At 48.1% G+C, this 19,211-nt stretch carries 18 protein-coding genes, 2 CRISPR repeat arrays and 1 riboswitch; of the genes, 16 read left to right on the top strand and 2 right to left on the bottom strand.

Annotated features, from left to right (window positions below):
* The first annotated feature begins 102 nt into the window (after nucleotides 1–102).
* The 7 genes from E0L13_RS09015 to amrS all read left to right on the top strand — a co-directional run bounded on the left by E0L13_RS09015 (nucleotide 103) and on the right by amrS (nucleotide 4,917).
* Complete coding sequence (locus tag E0L13_RS09015; RefSeq protein WP_087477007.1) at nucleotides 103–546, top strand: hypothetical protein; 444 nt, start codon at nucleotides 103–105, stop codon at nucleotides 544–546.
* A gap of 228 nt (nucleotides 547–774) precedes the next feature.
* The gene (locus tag E0L13_RS09020; protein WP_168061898.1) at nucleotides 775–1,185 is read left to right on the top strand and encodes a peptide deformylase; all 411 of its coding nucleotides are present in this window, start codon (nucleotides 775–777) and stop codon (nucleotides 1,183–1,185) included.
* Between the two features lie 2 nt (nucleotides 1,186–1,187).
* Nucleotides 1,188–1,796: a methyltransferase domain-containing protein gene (locus E0L13_RS09025; RefSeq protein WP_087477005.1), complete on the top strand. Its 609-nt coding sequence runs from the start codon at nucleotides 1,188–1,190 to the stop codon at nucleotides 1,794–1,796.
* Nucleotides 1,783–2,253: a DUF1653 domain-containing protein gene (locus E0L13_RS09030; RefSeq protein ID WP_087477004.1), complete on the top strand. Its 471-nt coding sequence runs from the start codon at nucleotides 1,783–1,785 to the stop codon at nucleotides 2,251–2,253. Before E0L13_RS09025 ends, E0L13_RS09030 begins: the two co-directional genes overlap by 14 nt.
* Nucleotides 2,237–2,506 carry a hypothetical protein gene (locus E0L13_RS09035; RefSeq protein WP_087477003.1) on the top strand — a complete coding sequence of 90 codons (270 nt, stop codon included), beginning with the start codon at nucleotides 2,237–2,239 and terminating at the stop codon, nucleotides 2,504–2,506. The genes E0L13_RS09030 and E0L13_RS09035 overlap by 17 nt, the downstream gene beginning before the upstream one ends.
* A gap of 159 nt (nucleotides 2,507–2,665) precedes the next feature.
* On the top strand, nucleotides 2,666–4,051 hold the full coding sequence (gene amrA / locus E0L13_RS09040) for an AmmeMemoRadiSam system protein A (protein ID WP_168061900.1): 1,386 nt from the start codon (nucleotides 2,666–2,668) through the stop codon (nucleotides 4,049–4,051).
* Complete coding sequence (amrS, locus tag E0L13_RS09045) at nucleotides 4,051–4,917, top strand: AmmeMemoRadiSam system radical SAM enzyme (protein WP_168061959.1); 867 nt, start codon at nucleotides 4,051–4,053, stop codon at nucleotides 4,915–4,917. The genes amrA and amrS overlap by 1 nt, the downstream gene beginning before the upstream one ends.
* Nucleotides 4,918–4,969: 52 nt before the next feature.
* On the opposite strand, the gene E0L13_RS09050 is transcribed toward amrS, so the two are convergent.
* Both E0L13_RS09050 and E0L13_RS09055 read right to left on the bottom strand, forming a co-directional pair.
* Complete coding sequence (locus tag E0L13_RS09050) at nucleotides 4,970–5,350, bottom strand: PH domain-containing protein (protein ID WP_168061902.1); 381 nt, start codon at nucleotides 5,348–5,350, stop codon at nucleotides 4,970–4,972.
* Between the two features lie 164 nt (nucleotides 5,351–5,514).
* The gene (locus tag E0L13_RS09055) at nucleotides 5,515–6,078 is read right to left on the bottom strand and encodes a flavodoxin family protein (protein ID WP_168061904.1); all 564 of its coding nucleotides are present in this window, start codon (nucleotides 6,076–6,078) and stop codon (nucleotides 5,515–5,517) included.
* A gap of 584 nt (nucleotides 6,079–6,662) precedes the next feature.
* Nucleotides 6,663–7,226: direct repeats of the CRISPR family, unit length 32 nt; unit sequence GTCGTTCCTCATGCGGGGGCGTGGATTGAAAT.
* 123 nt (nucleotides 7,227–7,349) lie between these two features.
* Here E0L13_RS09055 and cas1f point away from each other — a divergent pair.
* The 9 genes from cas1f to E0L13_RS09100 all read left to right on the top strand — a co-directional run bounded on the left by cas1f (nucleotide 7,350) and on the right by E0L13_RS09100 (nucleotide 19,192).
* Nucleotides 7,350–8,321 (top strand): type I-F CRISPR-associated endonuclease Cas1f, encoded by a 972-nt coding sequence (gene cas1f / locus E0L13_RS09060; RefSeq protein ID WP_168061906.1) that lies wholly within the window; start codon nucleotides 7,350–7,352, stop codon nucleotides 8,319–8,321.
* Nucleotides 8,318–11,656 (top strand): type I-F CRISPR-associated helicase Cas3f, encoded by a 3,339-nt coding sequence (gene cas3f / locus E0L13_RS09065; protein WP_168061908.1) that lies wholly within the window; start codon nucleotides 8,318–8,320, stop codon nucleotides 11,654–11,656. The genes cas1f and cas3f overlap by 4 nt, the downstream gene beginning before the upstream one ends.
* Nucleotides 11,657–12,230: 574 nt before the next feature.
* Nucleotides 12,231–13,388: a type I-F CRISPR-associated protein Csy1 gene (locus tag E0L13_RS09070; RefSeq protein WP_168061910.1), complete on the top strand. Its 1,158-nt coding sequence runs from the start codon at nucleotides 12,231–12,233 to the stop codon at nucleotides 13,386–13,388.
* Nucleotides 13,388–14,278, top strand: coding sequence for a type I-F CRISPR-associated protein Csy2 (gene csy2 / locus E0L13_RS09075; protein ID WP_206081604.1), 891 nt, complete (start codon nucleotides 13,388–13,390; stop codon nucleotides 14,276–14,278). The genes E0L13_RS09070 and csy2 overlap by 1 nt, the downstream gene beginning before the upstream one ends.
* A 15-nt stretch (nucleotides 14,279–14,293) precedes the next feature.
* Nucleotides 14,294–15,307 carry a type I-F CRISPR-associated protein Csy3 gene (csy3, locus tag E0L13_RS09080; RefSeq protein ID WP_168061915.1) on the top strand — a complete coding sequence of 338 codons (1,014 nt, stop codon included), beginning with the start codon at nucleotides 14,294–14,296 and terminating at the stop codon, nucleotides 15,305–15,307.
* A 4-nt stretch (nucleotides 15,308–15,311) separates the two neighbouring features.
* On the top strand, nucleotides 15,312–15,887 hold the full coding sequence (cas6f, locus tag E0L13_RS09085) for a type I-F CRISPR-associated endoribonuclease Cas6/Csy4 (RefSeq protein WP_168061917.1): 576 nt from the start codon (nucleotides 15,312–15,314) through the stop codon (nucleotides 15,885–15,887).
* Nucleotides 15,888–16,019: 132 nt separating this feature from the next.
* A CRISPR array of direct repeats spans nucleotides 16,020–16,827; the repeat unit is 28 nt; unit sequence GTTATCTGCCGCATAGGCAGTTTAGAAA.
* Between the two features lie 283 nt (nucleotides 16,828–17,110).
* Nucleotides 17,111–17,291: riboswitch (cobalamin riboswitch) on the top strand.
* A gap of 112 nt (nucleotides 17,292–17,403) precedes the next feature.
* Nucleotides 17,404–18,024, top strand: a complete 621-nt coding sequence (locus E0L13_RS09090) for a MotA/TolQ/ExbB proton channel family protein (protein WP_168061919.1) — start codon at nucleotides 17,404–17,406, stop codon at nucleotides 18,022–18,024.
* A complete protein-coding gene (locus E0L13_RS09095; RefSeq protein ID WP_168061921.1) occupies nucleotides 18,021–18,434 on the top strand; it encodes a biopolymer transporter ExbD in 414 nt (137 codons plus the stop codon). Before E0L13_RS09090 ends, E0L13_RS09095 begins: the two co-directional genes overlap by 4 nt.
* A 23-nt stretch (nucleotides 18,435–18,457) precedes the next feature.
* Nucleotides 18,458–19,192, top strand: a complete 735-nt coding sequence (locus E0L13_RS09100) for a TonB family protein (protein ID WP_168061923.1) — start codon at nucleotides 18,458–18,460, stop codon at nucleotides 19,190–19,192.
* Nucleotides 19,193–19,211: the final 19 nt, after the last annotated feature.

Below are 19,211 nucleotides of genomic sequence, written 5' to 3' on the forward strand. Positions count from 1 at the left end.
TAATCATATGAAGAAGTTTATTGAATTATAAATAAAGCATAAGCACTTGTTTATCAATGTATATGATATAAATAATATATATCAGTAAGGGGTGAAGCCTTCATGGGACATGAATTCTTACGTTATGTATATAATGAAAATATTTACAACATACAGGATAAATTTACGCGCTTGTTTATAAAGCAAGGAACGATGGGCGGTGGGAACACACAATATGGAATTTGTATTGATGAAAACATAGAAGGTCAATACCGTAGGCCGTGGGAGTATTGGTACAGAAAACCAAATTGCGCAATTAGCGTCGAAGAAGATTGTTCTGAGGCTTTACTTGAATGGATATTTGGTACATTCAATGTGAAAAATGAAAATGAAGCATATGATACAGCAAGCCGCCAGGGTGAGTTTGAACATTGGGGAGAGAATATCTATCCAGTTGCCGTTATGGATGATTTCTTGAGAAATGTGTATGAAGTATATAAAAATCTGATATGTCATCCTGAAAAATACGTACGAAGATACTATTCTGAACCAATTGCGGGTAATTGAATTATATGACATATCGGATAATAGGGGCATTTTATTTGATAAATTATATAAAAGCAGTTATGATATTCAATGTGAGTTTTTGATCCAACATATTGGGATTATTACAGATTTTTATCTGGCCTTTTATAAAGCTTTGACAGAGGTACGAAATGCTGAGCCGCAAGCTGTAAAATTTGTAATCAGCGGCCCATGATAATAAAAAATTAAAAGAATTAGAGGAACTTGACTATGATTAAACCAATCGTAAGAGATATATTCTTTTTAGGACAAAAGGCTGAACGGGCTGTTAAAGCCGATATGGCTGTTGGCCGGGATTTATTGGATACGCTGCAGGCGAATCGCGATCGGTGCGTAGGCATGGCGGCGAATATGATCGGCGTGCGGAAAGCCGTCATCGTCGTTCATATGGGCGCGGCTGATATCGTCATGTTTAATCCCGTCGTGCTGAAGAAGGAAGGACCCTATGAGGCGGAAGAAGGGTGTCTGTCGTTGGACGGCGTCCGCAAGACGACGCGGTATGAGTATATCGAAGTGGAATTTTACGATATGAGCTGGAAGAAGCGGCGGCAGAAACTGCGCGGCCTGCCGGCTCAGATTTGCCAGCACGAGCTGGACCACTTGGAAGGGATATTGATTTGACGATGACCGATAGCGAATGGGATAAACTGTTGCAGATTAAGACGACGGGGCGGGACGATACCCACGCCGACGTGTACCGCTACCCTTATGAGCCGACGCCCTATTCGGTGCTGGAGCGGCTGGCTAATGCCGGTTATATCCGCAAGGGGAATACTCTTCTCGATTACGGATGCGGCAAGGGACGGGTCGATTTCTTCCTGTCTTGGCAGACGCGTTGTCATTCTATTGGCGTCGAGTACGACGAGCGGATTTACGAAAAGGCGATAGAGAACCTAACGTCAGGAACTGCTTCGAGACGAGTATCCTTCTTGCTGGCTAATGCCGAGCACTTTGCCGTGCCGGAGGAAGTAGACCGCATTTACTTTTTCAATCCTTTTTCCCTGCAAATCCTGCAGAAGGCCATGAGCCGTATTCTGGCATCGTATTATGCCGCGCCGCGGGACATACTGCTGTTTTTCTATTACCCCTCCGATGAGTATATGGCTTATTTGCTGGCTACTGACGGGCTGACGGTGTTTGATGAAATCGATTGCCGCGACTTGGAAGGAAACAACGAGCGGGAGCGGATTGTTATATTTGCATTGAAAGGAATGGATTATGGGGAAGATTAAAATTATACAGAGATACATAGAGGATGACGCCGGCTATGCCTTTGGCGATGTCTTTGACGTTGCCGCTGCGGGGGACGAAGGCGTGACGATTGTCACTGCTTCAGGCAAAACCGTTTCCCTGCGCCGCGGCGACTACATAGAGGTTGCGACAGAGCCGGAGCCGCCGAAAGAGGATGTGCCCGTACGGGATATCTGCGCTGGCGACATCGTGCGCCATTTTAAGCGGGAATGGGTGTCAGCTGACACATCAGAATATTTGTATAAGGTGCTGGCCTTTGCCCAACATACGGAGTCGGGCGAGCGGCTCGTCGTGTATCAGGCCTTATACGCGCCCTTTAAGATATGCGCCCGGCCGTACGCCATGTTCATGAGCGAAGTAGATCATGACAAGTATCCCGCGGCGTCGCAGAAATACCGTTTTGAGAAAGTGGAGGCGGCTCATGGCGACGAAGACTGATGAATTATACGAGCTCCTGCTGAGCAAGGGATATCCCCAGCCCTTTTGTCAGGAAATTGCCTATCATACGCTGAACACGGATTTTACGGCGATGCGGATGATTGGTTATTTATATCGGGTCAGCGAGCCGAGTCTGGAAATGGTCGTCGACGAGATGCTGGCTATTGTCAGCGACAGGGACCGTCTGATTCGGAAGAAGGAAACGGAACGGGCGCAGGCAGTTATCAACGATGTGTATACGAACGGTTTATAAGGAAATCGACAGAGAGCTTGTGGAAACGCAGGCTCTTTTTTGCGTTGCAGTCGGGCGGCAGTTGTAGACTGGCCGTGTTGTGGATTATAATAAAATAAAAAAAGTCTTGCTGTATATGACGATTGTATACGGCAAGAATGTTGCAGGGAGGGATGTAGTATGGCAATGTTAGGTGCAATCATGGTTCCCCATCCGCCCCTCATTATTCCAGAGGTCGGGCGAGGACAGGAACGGGGGATTCAGGCGACGATACAGGCATATCATGAAGCGGCCAAGAGGCTGGCATCGTGGAAGCCCGATACAGTCGTCGTCCTGTCGCCTCATTCGGTCATGTATGCCGATTATTTTCATATTTCTCCGGGCCGCTGGGCGCAGGGGAATTTCGGGGCCTTCCGGGCTCCCCAGGTAGAAATCAAAGTGCAGTATGATGCAGAATTTGTCGATATGCTGTCCCGCAAGGCGGCAGGATGCGGCGTTTCGGCCGGTACCCTTGGCGAACGGGACAGCAGTCTGGATCACGGGACGATGATTCCCCTTTGGTTCCTGAATCAGTATTACGAAGGGTACCAAACGGTGCGCATCGGCCTGTCGGGCCTGCCTTTTTCCCAGCACTATAAGCTGGGCCAGTGCATTCAAAAAACGGCGGAGCTATTAGAGCGGCGCATTGCGGTCATCGCCAGCGGCGATTTATCCCATAAGCTCAAAGACGACGGCCCGTACGGTTTTCAGGCCGAAGGGCCTGTATACGACGCGGAAATCATGGACATCATGGGAAGGGGCGACTTTGGCCGTCTTTTCGATTTGTCCGAGGAGTTTTGCGCCAAGGCGGCGGAATGCGGTCAGCGCTCCTTCGTCATCATGGCCGGCGCCTTAGATTGTCTGGCTGTCAAAGCCGAAAGCCTGTCTTATGAAGGGCCTTTCGGCGTAGGCTACGGCGTCTGCGTGTATGAAACGGAAGGGGCTGCGCCGCAGCGCGATTTCCTGCGTCAGTATGAAGAACGAGTCTGCGCGCAGGCTGCCCGGCGGAAAGAGGCGGAAGACGCGTACGTGCGCCTGGCACGGCAGACCATAGAAACGTACATACGGACGGGCAAAAAAATCAGCGTGCCTGACGGACTTCCTGACGAAATGTATGCCAACCGGGCCGGCGTATTCGTTTCCCTGAAGGAAGAAGGTGCTCTGCGGGGCTGTATCGGCACGATTGGGCCGGTACGAAACAGCATCGCTGAGGAAATCATCGAAAATGCCGTCAGCGCGTCGACAAAGGACCCGCGGTTTCATGCTGTAAGGGAAGATGAATTAGAGCGGCTGGAATACAGCGTCGACGTGCTTAGCCCAGCTGAAATCATCGCATCAGAAGAAGAACTGGACGTACGGCGGTACGGCGTCATCGTGACCAAAGGCAGCCGGAGAGGGCTGCTCCTGCCCAATCTGGAGGGCGTTGATACGGTACAGGCACAGGTGGCCATTGCCAAGCGCAAAGCCGGCATCTCCGCCGACGAGGACGTACAGCTGGAACGGTTTGAGGTGGTGAGACACTATTGATGACGAACACTACGCTGTCCCAAAGAACGCAGGGAGAAGGCTTGCTTCGCTGTCCCGTCTGTCCCCATCACTGCACGTTGGCCGAAGGCCAGTACGGCCGCTGTCGGGCCCGGAAGAGAGAACAAAACCGTATTGTCAGCGTCAATTACGGCAAGATTACGTCTCTTATGCTGGATCCCATCGAGAAGAAGCCCTTGCGCCGGTTTTATCCCGGTAGCATGATCCTTTCCGTCGGTACCTTCGGCTGCAATTTAGCCTGCCCGTTTTGCCAAAACCATGAAATATCCATGGCCGGTCATGCCAACATTCCCTGGCGGGAGATTACGCCGGCCCAGCTGGCGGCCTTGGCGGAGGCGTACCGAAGCCACGGAAATATCGGTATCGCCTTTACGTACAACGAGCCTCTCGTAGGCTATGAATTTGTCTGCGACACGGCGCGTCTGGTTCATGAGCGGGGCATGAAGACCGTCATGGTGACTAACGGTTTTGCTGAACTTCCCGTATTGGAAGAGTTGCTGCCCTATATAGACGCTATGAATATCGATTTGAAGGGATTTACCGACGCATATTACCAGAAGCTGGGCGGAAATCTGGAAACGGTCAAGGCGTTTATCGCCAGAGCGGCCCGGGACTGCCACGTCGAGCTGACGACGCTGCTCGTCCCCGGTGAAAATGAGGGCGAGGACGAAATGGAAGCCGAAGCGAAATGGATTGCGTCGCTGGACGCAGACATCCCCCTTCACGTTACCCGCTTTTTCCCGCAGTACCGCATGACCGACCGGGGGCCGACGAAGGTAGAAACCGTATATCGCCTGAGGGATATTGCCGGAACGTATTTGTCCCATGTGTATACGGGAAATTGCTGAAATGCGCCCATAGGAAACAGAGGCCTGCTGCGATCAGGCCTCTTTGCACGTATCAGATTAAAATGTATTGCGCCAGTAGTTGTTGCAGCGCATAGATGTTCAGGCTCTTGTTGAACCGCTTGCACAACGGCTCCGTGCCCATGCCGGAAATCCAGATTTTCAGCTCGGCGTCTAAATCGAAGTGGCCGGCTGTCTCGATACTAAAGTGAGTAATACTCTTGTAGGGAATCGAGAGGTATTCCGTCTTTTTTCCGGTCAATCCCTGCACGTCGACAAGAATGAGCCGCTTATCTGTAAAGATGAACAAATCGCGAATCAGCCGGTAGGCGTGCTCGATGCGCTCGCCCGGTGCCAGAAACTTGGCGTAGTCCTCACGGATTTCATCAATATCTATTTCCGACGCGTTGCCCATCATTTCACTAAAAAATCCCATGATACATCCTCCTTTGATGCGGTATGAAAAAACGAAGCATATATGTTCATGGTACGGCATGATGCATAGGCCTGTCAATGGGTAAGAGAAAACGAAAGGTCCTATTGGTTATACGATAAAAGACTGACCTGCGTGGAGCAAGCCAGTCTTTTTTTGCGGGCAATTTACCGAATGAAATTGGTCATGACCTTAGCTTCTGTTTCAGGAGCCGTAATGCCGGCGGTTTTGCCGGCTTCAATGCATTTGAGGAGCCAAGCCATGTTGCGGCCTAAAACGCGCATGATCTGCATGCCTTCGGCGTCCTGCTTTACTTCGTCAGGCGTATTGCCGTGAACGACATTCCAGTAGTTGGACGAAACGATGGGCATTTGATGATAGGAGAAATACTTATTCAGTACGTCCAGCGTAGCTGTCGTGCCGGCCCGGCGAGCCGATGCGACGGCGGCGGCCGGTTTGTGGATCAGAGCAGAGCCAGCCACGCCGGCTAGCTTGTCCATAAAGGAAATAATTTCGCCCGACGGAGAAGCCCAGTATACCGGCGAACCGACGACCAATCCATCGGCTTCCTTGACTTTTTCGGCAACGGCTTTGACGACATCGTCTGTCGGTACGGCATGAATAATTTCTGCGTCGACGCCGTTTTCCTTCAGGACATCGGCGACAACGGATAAGGCTGTATACGTGCAGCCCCCTTCACGGCGGCTGCCGTTTAATAACACAACTTTCATGAAATATACCTCCTCTATACTGTACAATACAGGTGTTTAATTTGAACTATAGCACGGAAAGAACAAAATGTCAAATTTGTTTGACCGAGATGGGAGAAAGGATAGTGTAAAGTTGTTGTGGGAATTTTTTTGACAGGCCATTTTTGATAGTTCTCTTAATCTGTTAATATTACTACTATAGTTACGTTATAGACAGCATACAGCAACGTGCTGACACTAGCATTCCCGTTACGGTATATATTCTTTAACTTTTGTACTCTAAAGTTTTTCCACAATTATTTTACGCTGTCGGAGAAAGTGTAAAATGCTGTTGGATTCAGGAATACACAGGACGATGTAAGCAATGATACAATGAACGATAAAGAGATTTCATATGGTATACTAAAGAAACCCATACGGATAGGGAAAAATATCATAAGGCCGCTTGTGCGAACCGGAAGCATGCGGCATTTTCCCTTTAGTTCCGCACTAACATACATGGAAAGATGCTGTTTGGTGATGCGAAAAATCGGTATAAATTACTGAATATAGTCATTAATGCCTATATTTGCTGAGGTTGTTTTTGTAGTATACTAAATGTAGCGGTCGTTCCTCATGCGGGGGCGTGGATTGAAATGACCGGCTAAACATCGTTGTCGCCGTTATCGTATGTCGTTCCTCATGCGGGGGCGTGGATTGAAATTGGAACACGATGGTATATATGCAGAATACGTCCGGTCGTTCCTCATGCGGGGGCGTGGATTGAAATAGCTTTAGGCATTACCGCACGAGGTGGTGGGAGAGGTCGTTCCTCATGCGGGGGCGTGGATTGAAATCGATGGGATGGCTATGTTTAATGGCGATACTGAAGTCGTTCCTCATGCGGGGGCGTGGATTGAAATTCGTCGAACAGCATTGAATTTGCCAAGCAGGAAGTGTCGTTCCTCATGCGGGGGCGTGGATTGAAATTTGCAGTTCGTCAACTCGTCCTGTAGCTGCAGCAAGTCGTTCCTCATGCGGGGGCGTGGATTGAAATAATCATCGGCATATCGTCATAAATAGAGTTAGACGTCGTTCCTCATGCGGGGGCGTGGATTGAAATTGCGGGGTACCTAAGTAGATAATCTTGCTGCTTTCGTCGTTCCTCATGTGGGAGCGTGGATTGAAATGTTCAAAGAATCCTCGCAGCATGCTTCGTAATTGCGAGGCTTCTTGATGGATACCGGTAACTAATAAATGAAAACAGCAACACCTTGCCTTAAAGAATATCTTTATAAAGGATGAGATGCCCTATGAAACAGAACCTAACATCTTCCGATTTAAAACCGATTCTTCATTCCAAGCGAGCTAATATTTTCTACTTAGAAAAATGCCGTGTCATGCAGAAGAACGGCCGTATTGTGTATTTGACAGAGACGGAAAAGGAAAATTTGTACTGGAACATTCCGATTGCCAATACGACGGTAATTTTATTGGGAACAGGTACGTCTATTACGCAGGCGGCTATGCGGTTATTGGCCAGTGCCGGCGTTCTGGTTGGGTTCTGCGGAGGAGGCAGTACGCCTTTGTTTGCCGGTTCGGAAATAGAATGGCTGAATCCGCAGAGCGAATACAGGCCGACTGTATATGTGCAGGGATGGCTGTCCTTTTGGTTTGACGAGGCGAAGCGCTTGGAGGCGGCTAAGGCGTTTCAACAGGAACGGTGCCAGTTTTTACGTACTGTCTGGGGTAAGGACAGGGAACTGCAGGATGAACTGTTTGATTGTGACGATTTGGAAATAAAACAAGCGTTAAAGACTTATGAAAAAGAGATTCCCAAGGCGAGAAACGTGACGGAACTGCTTACGAAAGAAGCTGCTTTTACGAAAAATCTTTACAAGTATGCGGCCAATCAATCGGACTGGGGAGAATTTACAAGACGGCAGCAAGGCGATGACAAAGCAAATGTCTTTTTAAATCATGGCAATTATCTGGCTTATGGGCTGGCAGCCTGTACCTTATGGGTATTGGGGATTCCTCATGGGTTTGCTGTCATGCATGGAAAAACGCGGCGCGGCGCTCTGGTTTTTGATGTGGCCGATTTGATAAAGGATGCCATCGTCCTGCCTTGGGCCTTTATTTGTGCGGAAAGGAATACGACCGATCAGGAATTCAGGCAGGTCTGCTTGCAGAAGTTTACAGAACACAAAGCGCTGGATTTTATGTTTTCTCAGGTCAAGGAGTGCAGCACAATGTTTGCCCGCAGTGGGGGTGATGTCGTATGATGGTAATTTTTGTCAGTAAAAGCGAAGGAAAATCCATTCCTGTTGTCAGAAGGATTTTGGACAGCTTTGCCCTGCGAATTGGTACGGATACCTGGAAAACGGTCATTACGGAAGAGGGGCTTGCGACGGTTAGGACACTGTTGCGGCGCAGCGCGACAAAGAGTACGGCTGTTTCGTGTCATTGGATTCGTTCTCGCAGCCGAAGCGAGCTGGTATGGATCGTAGGAAAGCGCAGCAAGTTTAATGAAGAAGGAATTGTGCCAGTGCATTATACGTCAAAAAATATCGTACACAGTGAATGGGAAAACGATTGGCAGTATTTGTCCCTGATTAAAGCGATTGCCGCCTTGGCAGCGCTGCTTCATGACTGGGGTAAGGCGTCGGATTTGTTTCAGCATAAATTAAGAGCTGCTGGAAAAGGAAAATTGGAAGCCGATCCGTTTCGCCATGAATGGATATCCTGCAAGCTGTTGGAAGCCTTAGTGCGGTATACGGACGCATACGATGACGATAAGAAATGGCTGACTGCCTTGGCAGAAGGAACAATTAATACGAAAGCATTGGCTGAGTTGGCAGGCAAGAATATGGGGACGTTAGGCCCTATGCCGCCTGTTGCTAGTATGCTGGCGTGGATTATCCTATCTCATCACCGGCTGCCGTATATAGAGGATGATAATACAAGAAACGGATACCAAAGCGACGGCGTGTACTCCTTTCAGCAACTGATAGAACGCATATGTTCTTCCTGGGGATACAGCAGACGGTGTAGTAATGAAGACGAAAGGAAAAAAGAAAAACAGTGCTTTTCTTTTCGTCAAGGATTGTTGTGGGATGACGGGCTCCTTTGGCAAAAAGCTTTGAAAAAATGGGCTGCCAAGATGCTTCGCGAAGAAGCGGCTTTATGTATGCTGATTCGGGAGGGTAATCTGGCCTTTCGCAGCATAGTCACTTATGCCCGATTGTGTCTGATGCTGTCTGACCATTACATTTCCTCGCTGCCTTGTGAAGGTGCAGGAAAATCAACGCATAAAAAGAAGCATTCGTGGAGTCCTGTTGAGTTATGGGCCAATACGGATTGCAATAAAGAATTAAAACAATCCTTGGAAGAGCATGTTGTTTCTGTTATGGAACAGGCCTTGCAGATAGCTCATCAATTGCCGAACTTTGCTGCCCAAATGGAAAAGGCAGAAGATATCGCTTTTTTGAAAAAGCAAAGTCCTAAGTCTTTCCGATGGCAAGATAGAGCTGTCGAGAAAATCAAGCAGTTCCGGCAGAAAGAACGAGGGAAGATGGCCTATTTCATCGTAAATATGGCGAGTACGGGATGCGGGAAAACGATTGCCAATGCTAAGCTCATGAACGCTGTATCAGAAGATGGAAAATCTCTTCGCTATATTTTGGCTCTTGGATTGCGGACCCTTACGCTGCAGACAGGAGACGAATATAGAACTCGCATCGGACTGGATAAAAGCGAATTAGCTGTTATGATTGGCTCCAGCGTTGTTCAGTCGCTTCATGAACAAGATAAAATAGCTGAAGAGGATATGTCATCTGTAGGAGAAACAGAAGCCCTGCTGCAGGAGGAATTGGACTATGAAGATACATGCAGTGCAGAACAGACAGTGTTTTTAGACATATTTTTCCAGCATAATCCGCAAAAGTATAAGGCCTTTTTGTATAAGCCCGTCTTGACTGCGACGATAGATTATATGATGGCTGCGACAGAGACCATACGCGGCGGAAAATATGTGCTTCCCTTGCTGCGCCTCATGTCGTCCGACTTGGTCATCGATGAAATTGATGATTTTGATAAAAAAGATTTAATTGCCATTTCACGATTAGTTCATTTAGCCGGAATGATGGGACGGATCGTAGCCATATCTTCGGCGACGATACCGCCTGATTTGGCTCAGGGTATGTTCCGGGCATATATGCGCGGCTTAGCCTGCTATAATCAGTTTTTTACTGAAACAAAGCAGTGTGGTGTCGTCTTGTGCGATGAGTTTAAGACCGTAGCAGGCCGGATTGCCATGGGTGACTTTCAGGCCTATAAAGTAATGCATGGCGCTTTTGTCGATAAACGGGTACAGCATTTGGAAAAGCAGCTCATCAAGCGAAAAGGCATAATCGTTAACATTCCGGAGGCTCCGGAAGGGGGGAGCCGGATTCCCCAATTTTTTGAGGCGGCCAAGAAGGCGGCAATTGCCCTGCATGATGATAATTACGTCATGGATAAAAGGACGAAAAAACGCGTGTCCTTTGGCCTTATCCGCCTGGCTAATACCAGCCCTTGCGTGGCGTGCAGCTTGTATTTGCTGAGCAGCGAATGCATTCTGCCGAAAGGATATGCTATTCGGATTATGACCTATCATAGCCGGCAGATTCTGATTATGCGCCATGAGCAGGAAAAATATTTAGACGCCGTCTTGAAACGAAAGTACGACAGCTCCGTTCCGATAGATATACAAGACCCGGTGATTCGCCGTCATTTAGATAGTGTTGAGGAAGATAACGTCTTGTTTATCGTCGTCGCAACGCCTGTAGAAGAAATTGGCCGAGACCATGATTTTGACTGGGCTGTCGTCGAGCCGTCGTCGTATCGTTCTTTTATTCAGCTGGCCGGGCGCGTGCTGCGTCATCGCAAGGTGTATGCGGACATTATAAAACCGAATATTGCTGTAATGCAGTACAATGTGAGGGCTCTGCAAGGAGAACAGCAGGCCTTTATAAAGCCGGGATACGAAGTCAAGCCGTATCATCTCCGTAGCCACGACCTGCATGATATTATAGATAAAAAAACTTTTCATAAAAAAATTGACGCCGTACTGCGTATACGAAAGCCTGTCATGAATGGCATCGATAAAAAAGACGTTTCCCTGTTAATCGACTTAGAACATATGACGATGGAAGATTTTAACAGTACCGAGCCAGGGCCGCAGGGACTGTCCGGCTGGATTGACGAATATTGGTGGCTTACGGCGCTGCCGCAGACATTCAACCGGTTTCGTGAAGGCCAGCCTGATAGGAAGCTCATAGGCGTATATAGAGACGGGAAGATTCACTTTTCTATGTATGAAGACGGCGAATGTATTGACTGCGGAGATACGCTGCATATTGAACCAGATAATATAGAATATGGGGACGAAAGAATATGGCTGCCGCGTACATATGAGAGCGCGCTTCGTTGCCGCATTCCAGAAGACGACGACCTTTCAGAAGAAGAACTGTTGGAGACGCTATCTAAAAAATACGGAGAAATTACTTTACCCGTTGATAGCGGCGATGAAACATGGTTTTATGACGATCAATTCGGCATATTCAAAAAGATGAGATGAAAACAGAGTTATAGGCATGAAACTATTTCAAACTGGCAGAGACGTATGAACGATGACTTTTGTCGGCGGCAGCACTGACAACTTCGGCATTGTTTTATGTATTTTTTATCTTTTATGTCCATGGTATAATAAAGATGCCTGCTGGATAAGCAGTTTAGAAAGTGTTTTTTTTAATTTATGAGTGTCTGCCGCAAAGGCAGTTCAACAAGCTATTTGCTTTGTGGATGTGAACTAACGGCGTTTCCGGAACTGTATACTTTCTGTCATAATGCCGATGTTGTTTGCATGAACTTTTTTGTTTGCCAGCCTGAATTGGCTGGCTTTTTTTCTTTTTCGGATATATGATTGCATTTTATCTGGTTTTATTGGACGTCAGCGTTTTTCCCATTAGAGAGTTGTATGTTTATTGTAAGGAATATATATCATATTTGACTAGCCAGTATAAGGCGTGTCATGGTAATCCATTTAGGAATGGAGACATGTTCAAATGATTGTTATTTCATTTCAACTGTAGTATAATTAATTTAAATAAAAAAAAACACGGATAATATATAATGGAAACGGAGTGATGATTATGGGAATGCTCAAGACGTACATAGAGGAACAGGCAGAAAGCAAGAAGCTGTCAGTGACGGAATGGATGCAAAAACGGATAGATGAGATTCCCTTCTGCAAGATAGCTACGCATGTCGGAAAGTTTTCCCATCCGGACGCTAAAGTAACCCTATACGATACGTCTGATTCTCCTTGTAAAGGGTATGTTGTTACGTCGAATTCAGCTCATGATACCGATGTTTCTGTCAACGCCGCGTATATGGGGACGGCTAAATTATTATTTGGTAAACCTTTGGAAGATGGGCATACCGTGTTTTTCCATGTAGTAACGGGAAGTTCTTTGGTCGAAGAAGAATTTAAAGCATTGCATATCGACGAAGCATTGTACCATACCTTCAAAGAACGCGTCCTACAATGCAGTCGGCCGAGCCTCCCCGACACGACCGACGGCCTGCTTAAACAAGTATATTTTCCTGTGGGAGCCAATGCCTATCATTTGCTGACGGTCATGCCGTCTTCCAGCGTATTACTGAAACTGAAAGGAAAGGTTAAACAATTAGACGAACAGCGGAAGCAGTACCGCGAGGCTGGTGCTGATTATGATGAACTTTGGGATTTGACGGCTATTTCCTTCGGCGGGACGAAACCCCAGAATATCAGCTATCTAAACAACGCCAACAGCGGAACGGCGTACTTGCTGCCTTCGCTTCCGCCGGTACTGTCTGGCCGGCAAGTGCGAAAGCCTAAAAGAAATTTTTTTAGGGAATCCCTTTCGTTTAGAAATTATAAGTACATATTTAAGGAACTTCATGTACTGTTTAAAGAGGATAGGAACAATAAACAAATCCGCGACGCCGTAAGAGTGCATATAGATCAGCTCATTTCCCAGGCCATGATGACGGCCTATGCCCTTCGCCGCGAGGGCCAAGGATGGAGCAGCGACGGAACCTATACGTCCCTGCCGCTGCATCAGAAAATTTGGCTGGATCCTCATTATGCGCTGCAGCGGAAAGAAGAAGAATGGCGTGAGGAGCTGAGTGCTGATTTTGGACGATGGGTAATACGTACGTATGAATACATATTAAAGAAAGAATGCTGCATCTTAGGGGATGGAGAAATGCACTTTTTTAAGCACAAGTTCAGAGATGAACTGGATAAGGCGGTGAGATGCGAGTGATGAAAACCTACATTGTATTGCCTGACGTACAAATTCACAACGCTAATGCGATGAGCAGCACCTATACCATTGGCTTTCCGGCAATGACGGCATGGCTGGGAGCTGTGCATACTCTGCAGCGGAACCTAGCGGTATGGGACCCCATTTTTTCAGATATTACATTTTCTAAAACGGCTGTTGTCTGCCATTCCTGTCATTTACAGGTTCAAAAGGGGTACAGAAACTCGATTATCGGGACGGCCAATCCGCTGAAAAAGAAAGGCGGAGCCTACGAACGGCCGCCGTTTATTGCCGAAGCGCGAGTTCATGTGACGGTAACCTTGGTAATCGAAACGAGCCGGGTTCGGCCGGAATATAAAGAGCGGTGTGAACATGCGATTACTATGGTGCTGTCCACTATGAAAATCGCTTCCGGAGATGTTCTCAAAGCCGGCAAAGCAGAAATCGTATATATTGACGAGGAAAAAGAATATGGATATAAGCCGCTCATTGCTAGGATGATGCCTGGATATGTGTTGATTGAACGACAGGATATACTGGCGCAGGAAGCCGCTGGTTCCGAAGATGGGCTGGATACGTTGCTGAAATTTTTGCAGATTCATTGCCATGCCGAGTCGGATGATGAATCGGGTCGTACGGACTGGACGTACGAAAGAGCAATACCCGGCTGGATGATTCCCATTTCTGTAGGATTTAAGGCGATATCGCCACTGATGCAGGTATCTCATCAACGGGATATGACAAAACCGCATCGCTTTGCCGAAAATATCATTACGCTGGGTGAGTTTAAGATGCCGTATCAATTTGATGATATTGACGACATGATGTGGCACTATGAATACGATGAAGAAGAGGGATTGTATATTTGCAGAAATCAGAAGCTGCAGTAAAAGGAGGAGTTTGTTATGACAAAAAAAGATTCTGGTATTGCGTCTGTATTGGCCTTTGAAAAGCGGATGGTTCCTTCTGACGGATATATGTATGAAACACGGTGGGATACGAGGCAAGAGGAAAAGACTCCGATTCGTTTAGCAGAAAAATCGGTGCGGGGCACTATTTCCAATCGGCTGAAGAACGCCGTTAAAAATGACCCGGCTAAGCTGAATGCAGAAGTAGAAAAAGCCAACTTGCAAACTGTAGACAGTGCTTCCTTATCTATGGAATGCGATACGTTAACCCTTTGCTTTACGCTGAAATTTCTGCCGGTGCAGCAGCCGTCAGCTTGCAATAATGAAGAACACTATCAGAAAATCAACAGCATGATCCAAGCCTATAAAGACCGCTACGGCTTTACCGAGTTAGCGAAGCGGTATGCTTTCAATATTGCCAACGGACGGTTTTTATGGAGAAATCGCGTCGGCGCAGAGCGAATTGAAATTATCGTGACGGCAAAAGAGCCGGAAGTCCAATGGGTATTTAATGCGTATGACTACGGCTTACGGGACTTTGACGATGAAGATACGAATGTCTTAGCTCTGGCAAACTGTATTGCCGATGCCTTGTGCGGCACTAAGCCGTATCTTTTCCTTGAAGTCGAAGCCAATGTGCTGTTGGGTCGTGGACAAGAAGTATATCCGAGCGAAGAATTAGTCCTCGACAAGAAGGGTAAAAAAAGCAAGATTTTATACGCTGTAAACGATACAGCGGCTATGCATTCTCAAAAATTAGGCAATGCTTTGAGGACTATCGACACGTGGTATCCGGAATACGACGACGTCCTGCGTCCCATTGCAATAGAAACGTACGGCGCTGTTACGAATTTGGGGAAAGCCTATCGGACTGGCACGAGCAAGAAGGATTTCTATACCTTATTTGATAAATACTCGGCAGGAGAGGCATTAGGCTGTGAGGAAGACGAACACTATGTCATGGCCGTATTAGTGCGCGGCGGCGTCTTCGGACAAAGCGGAAAGGAATGATATTATGCAGTATTATCAGGAGATCACGCTGCTTCCTGATGAAAGCTCTTCTGTAAACTTTCTTTGGGGAAAAGTATTTACAGCAGTTCATATTGCATTGGCAGATCTAAAAAATACCCGGGGAATTACGAATATTGCCGTATCGTTTCCAGAGTATGAAGACACTTCGTTAGGAACTAAGCTGCGGATTTTGGCAGAAGAGGAAAACCTATTGGAACTATTGGATATAAAGGGCGTATTGCGGCGTTTTGCTGATTATGTGGCTATTGGAAAGATAAAGAAAATACCATACAAAAAAATAAAAGGATACGCTGTGTACAGCCGATATCAGCCGGACAGCTCCGTCCATCAAAAAGCAAGACGGTACAGCCAACGCCATCCTGATACTTCCTATGAGCAGGCACTGCAGATTATGAAATCAAAAAATCGGGCGACGCAGCTGCCGTATATTCAGATGTGTAGCATGACGAACCACAATCCATTCCGATTGTTCATTAAACGGACGAAAGCTGAACCAGGAGAGAAAAATCATTTTGGCAGTTATGGATTGAGTCCTCATTCCGCAGTACCCGAATTTTAACCAAAATAAAATGAGTAAAGGAAAATCCTTGGAAATATGCGGATTTTTGCTATCTGGAAAAATTTAGGGTAAAATAAGGAAAACATACTGCCATGCCAGTATGTATGCCGTATGGCAGTATGTTTTCTTACAGTTATCTGCCGCATAGGCAGTTTAGAAAATTGTATCGCTGCAAGCGTCATGATTATTTCAGTTATCTGCCGCATAGGCAGTTTAGAAAAGGCAAGACCTCATCGATATAAAAAGGGATAAGTTATCTGCCGCATAGGCAGTTTAGAAAAAACATCCAAAGACTGCGCATATGTCGAACGCGTTATCTGCCGCATAGGCAGTTTAGAAATTCTGGTGCTATGCCGTCTACGTCTGCTTATAGTTATCTGCCGCATAGGCAGTTTAGAAATATTGCACGGATGAAGAATTGGCGATGATCAAGTTATCTGCCGCATAGGCAGTTTAGAAAAATGGTATGCATGAACATGTGTGTGTGATTAGGTTATCTGCCGCATAGGCAGTTTAGAAAAATGGAAAAATCCGACCAGCAGTATCATCATAGTTATCTGCCGCATAGGCAGTTTAGAAAATCCAGAGAGACGAAAACGGCAACGAAATGGAGTTGTCTGCCGCATAGGCAGTTTAGAAAAAATATCCAAGCTCTGCGCATACGTACTACGCGTTGTCTGCCGCATAGGCAGTTTAGAAATTTAATTCCAAATCGAGCGGATACATACTGTAGTTGTCTGCCGCATAGGCAGTTTAGAAATTCATCGGGCACGGTATGCATGGCCGCGACCCGTTGTCTGCCGCATAGGCAGTTTAGAAAATTATACAGGGCGGGAACCAGAAGAAAATTGCGTTGTCTGCCGCATAGGCAGTTTAGAAAATGAAGGTATTGAGCTGACCTGCGATAATATCGTTGTCTGCCGCATAGGCAGTTTAAAAAATTGAAGTTGTGTGAAAACTAGGGCGAAACGAATCGTTCGGCTGCGGACATTGGCAGAAAATGGCGGCGGGTACCGTATTGCGTACATGAGGTAGATCACAGCTGCCGAAGGAAGGAAAGGGACGCTGCGACGTCCCCATCGAATAAATCCCATCTACCATTGATACTGTCGGGAATGTACATGGTATTGATTTTTTTTCGTCTTTTATGACGAAACGGAGCCGTTCGTACAGAAATCCGCGTATTGACAGGCTCTAGGGGGCATGCTATAGTTAATTGAAATCTATTTATATGCAGGTCAGGTGTCGCAGACTTAATAGAGAAGTCCGGTGAAACTCCGGCGCGGTCCCGCCGCTGTAATGAGGAGCGACGCTGCAATATGTCACTGTACCCCATAGGTATGGGAAGGCGCAGCGGAGCTATGAATCCGAGCCAGAAGAACTGCCTGACTGATAATCACCGATAGACCTGCGAGCGATGGGAATGGAGATTCAATGGTGCGCGAATAGCCGTGAGGGATATCCCTGCGGCTTTTTTTATTTAGGAAACGGTGACGGCATTGCCGGGGAGGGAGATATGGAATCCATAGCAGAAGGCCTGCAGTTGTTTCAAAGGGGCGGCATCGTCATGTACGCCCTGCTGGCCTGTTCGTTGTTTGTCGTGTACGTAGGCGTTGAACGCTGGCTCTTTTATCAGCGTATGGATGCCGGAAAGGTCTTTGCCCAGCAATTTTACACGTACATGAAATTGAAAAAATATGATGAAGCCTGCGAAGCGGCCCGTCAAGGGCAGGGCGGTCTGGCGTTGATTTTATCCGACGCCTTTGCCTGCGACGACGAGCGGCGCGGCGCATTCGTCGAAGTACAGTCGGGCGTATTGCTGGCTAAATTGCGCAGCCGCCTGTATTATTTGAGCGTCATCGTTACCATGGCTCCTTTGCTGGGGCTTCTCGGGACGATTAGCGGTATGATTACGTCGTTCAGCATTTTCAACGTCGAATCGGGGCAGGCTATCGCCATTACGGGCGGCGTCGGCGAGGCTCTCGTGGCGACGGCCTTCGGGTTGTGCGTAGCTATTTTGGCTCTGGCCGTTCACGCCTATTTTACGCAGCGCCTGGACCGCATCATCACGGACATGGAACTGTGTTTTTCTGCTCTTGAGCTGATGCCGCCCAAGGAACGGGAGCGAGTATCATGAGACTGCGGGACAGACGGCAATTTACGAAGCCGGAGGTCATGATCATCCCCATGATCGACATCATGTTTTTCCTCCTGGTTTTCTTTATGATCAGCACGCTGTACATGGTCGACTTGAAGACGGTAGGCGTTGATTTGCCCCAGGCTGTCCACGCCGAGGCGCAGACGAAGGTCAACTACGTCGTGACGATGAAAAAAGACGGGACGCTGTGGCTGGAAGATAAGGAAATCAGCCGCGGCGACTTATTGCGGCAGGCTGCCGAAGCGCAGCGCCGCAGCGGGCAGTTTTCCGTCGTCATCCGGGCCGATCAGGGACTGGATTACGGACAGGTTATGGCCCTGCTCGATGAGCTGAAGGGCGCAGGCGTTACCCATTTCGGCCTGGCTGCGGAAAGCGGCGGTGCGAAGTGAGGCGCGAGGAAAAGGATAAGAGGTTGGCTCTGTTCGTCTCGCTGGCCGTCCATGGGGCGCTGTTCGTCGTACTGGCGGCGGCCGGCGTGTTCACCTTTATCCAGACCCGTTCCCAGGCCGAGCCAATCGACGTGACGGTATATAATGAAGATTCGGTAAACAACCTGCCGAAATTGGGCGGCGGAGACAGCGGCCCGACGTATGAAGCGCCGGCCAGCCCGATGCCGGCCATCGACGAGTCCTATACCGAAGAGGTGCAGGAACAGCGGGAGGTACAGAAGATCATGGCCGAGACGGGCGTCGACGCCGCTCAGGCTAAGGAAATCGCGGCGGCTCATAAGACGCAATCCGCGGCTGGGCAAGGACTTTCGTCGGACAGAAAGGGCCGCGGCGCAGGGCAGGGAGCGTCTGGTTCGGGGAGCGAGCCCGGCTCCGGCGGAAGCGCTGTCGGTATTCCCGGCGGCGACGGACTGCGGCCGGCGACGAAAGCCCGCCTCGTATCGGTGCCCGACGTGAATTCTTACTATCCGGAAGAACTGCGGCGGAAAAATATCGGCGGAACCGTGACGGTTCACATCGTCGTCAGTGCGGACGGCTCCGTCGCCAGCGCGTCGGTTTCCGCTTCGTCGGGATATGCGGCCATGGACGAGGCGGCCGTGCAGATCGCCTACGGCTGCGTGTACGAACCGGCGCAGAACAGCTACGGTCAGGCTGTAGCTTCGGAAAGAGAGCTGAATATTCCCTTTCGAATACGTTAATGGTACTATATAGTATATA

It is taken from the genome of Megasphaera sp. SW808 (genome assembly GCF_012027795.1).
GTDB lineage: Bacteria > Bacillota > Negativicutes > Veillonellales > Megasphaeraceae > Megasphaera > Megasphaera stantonii.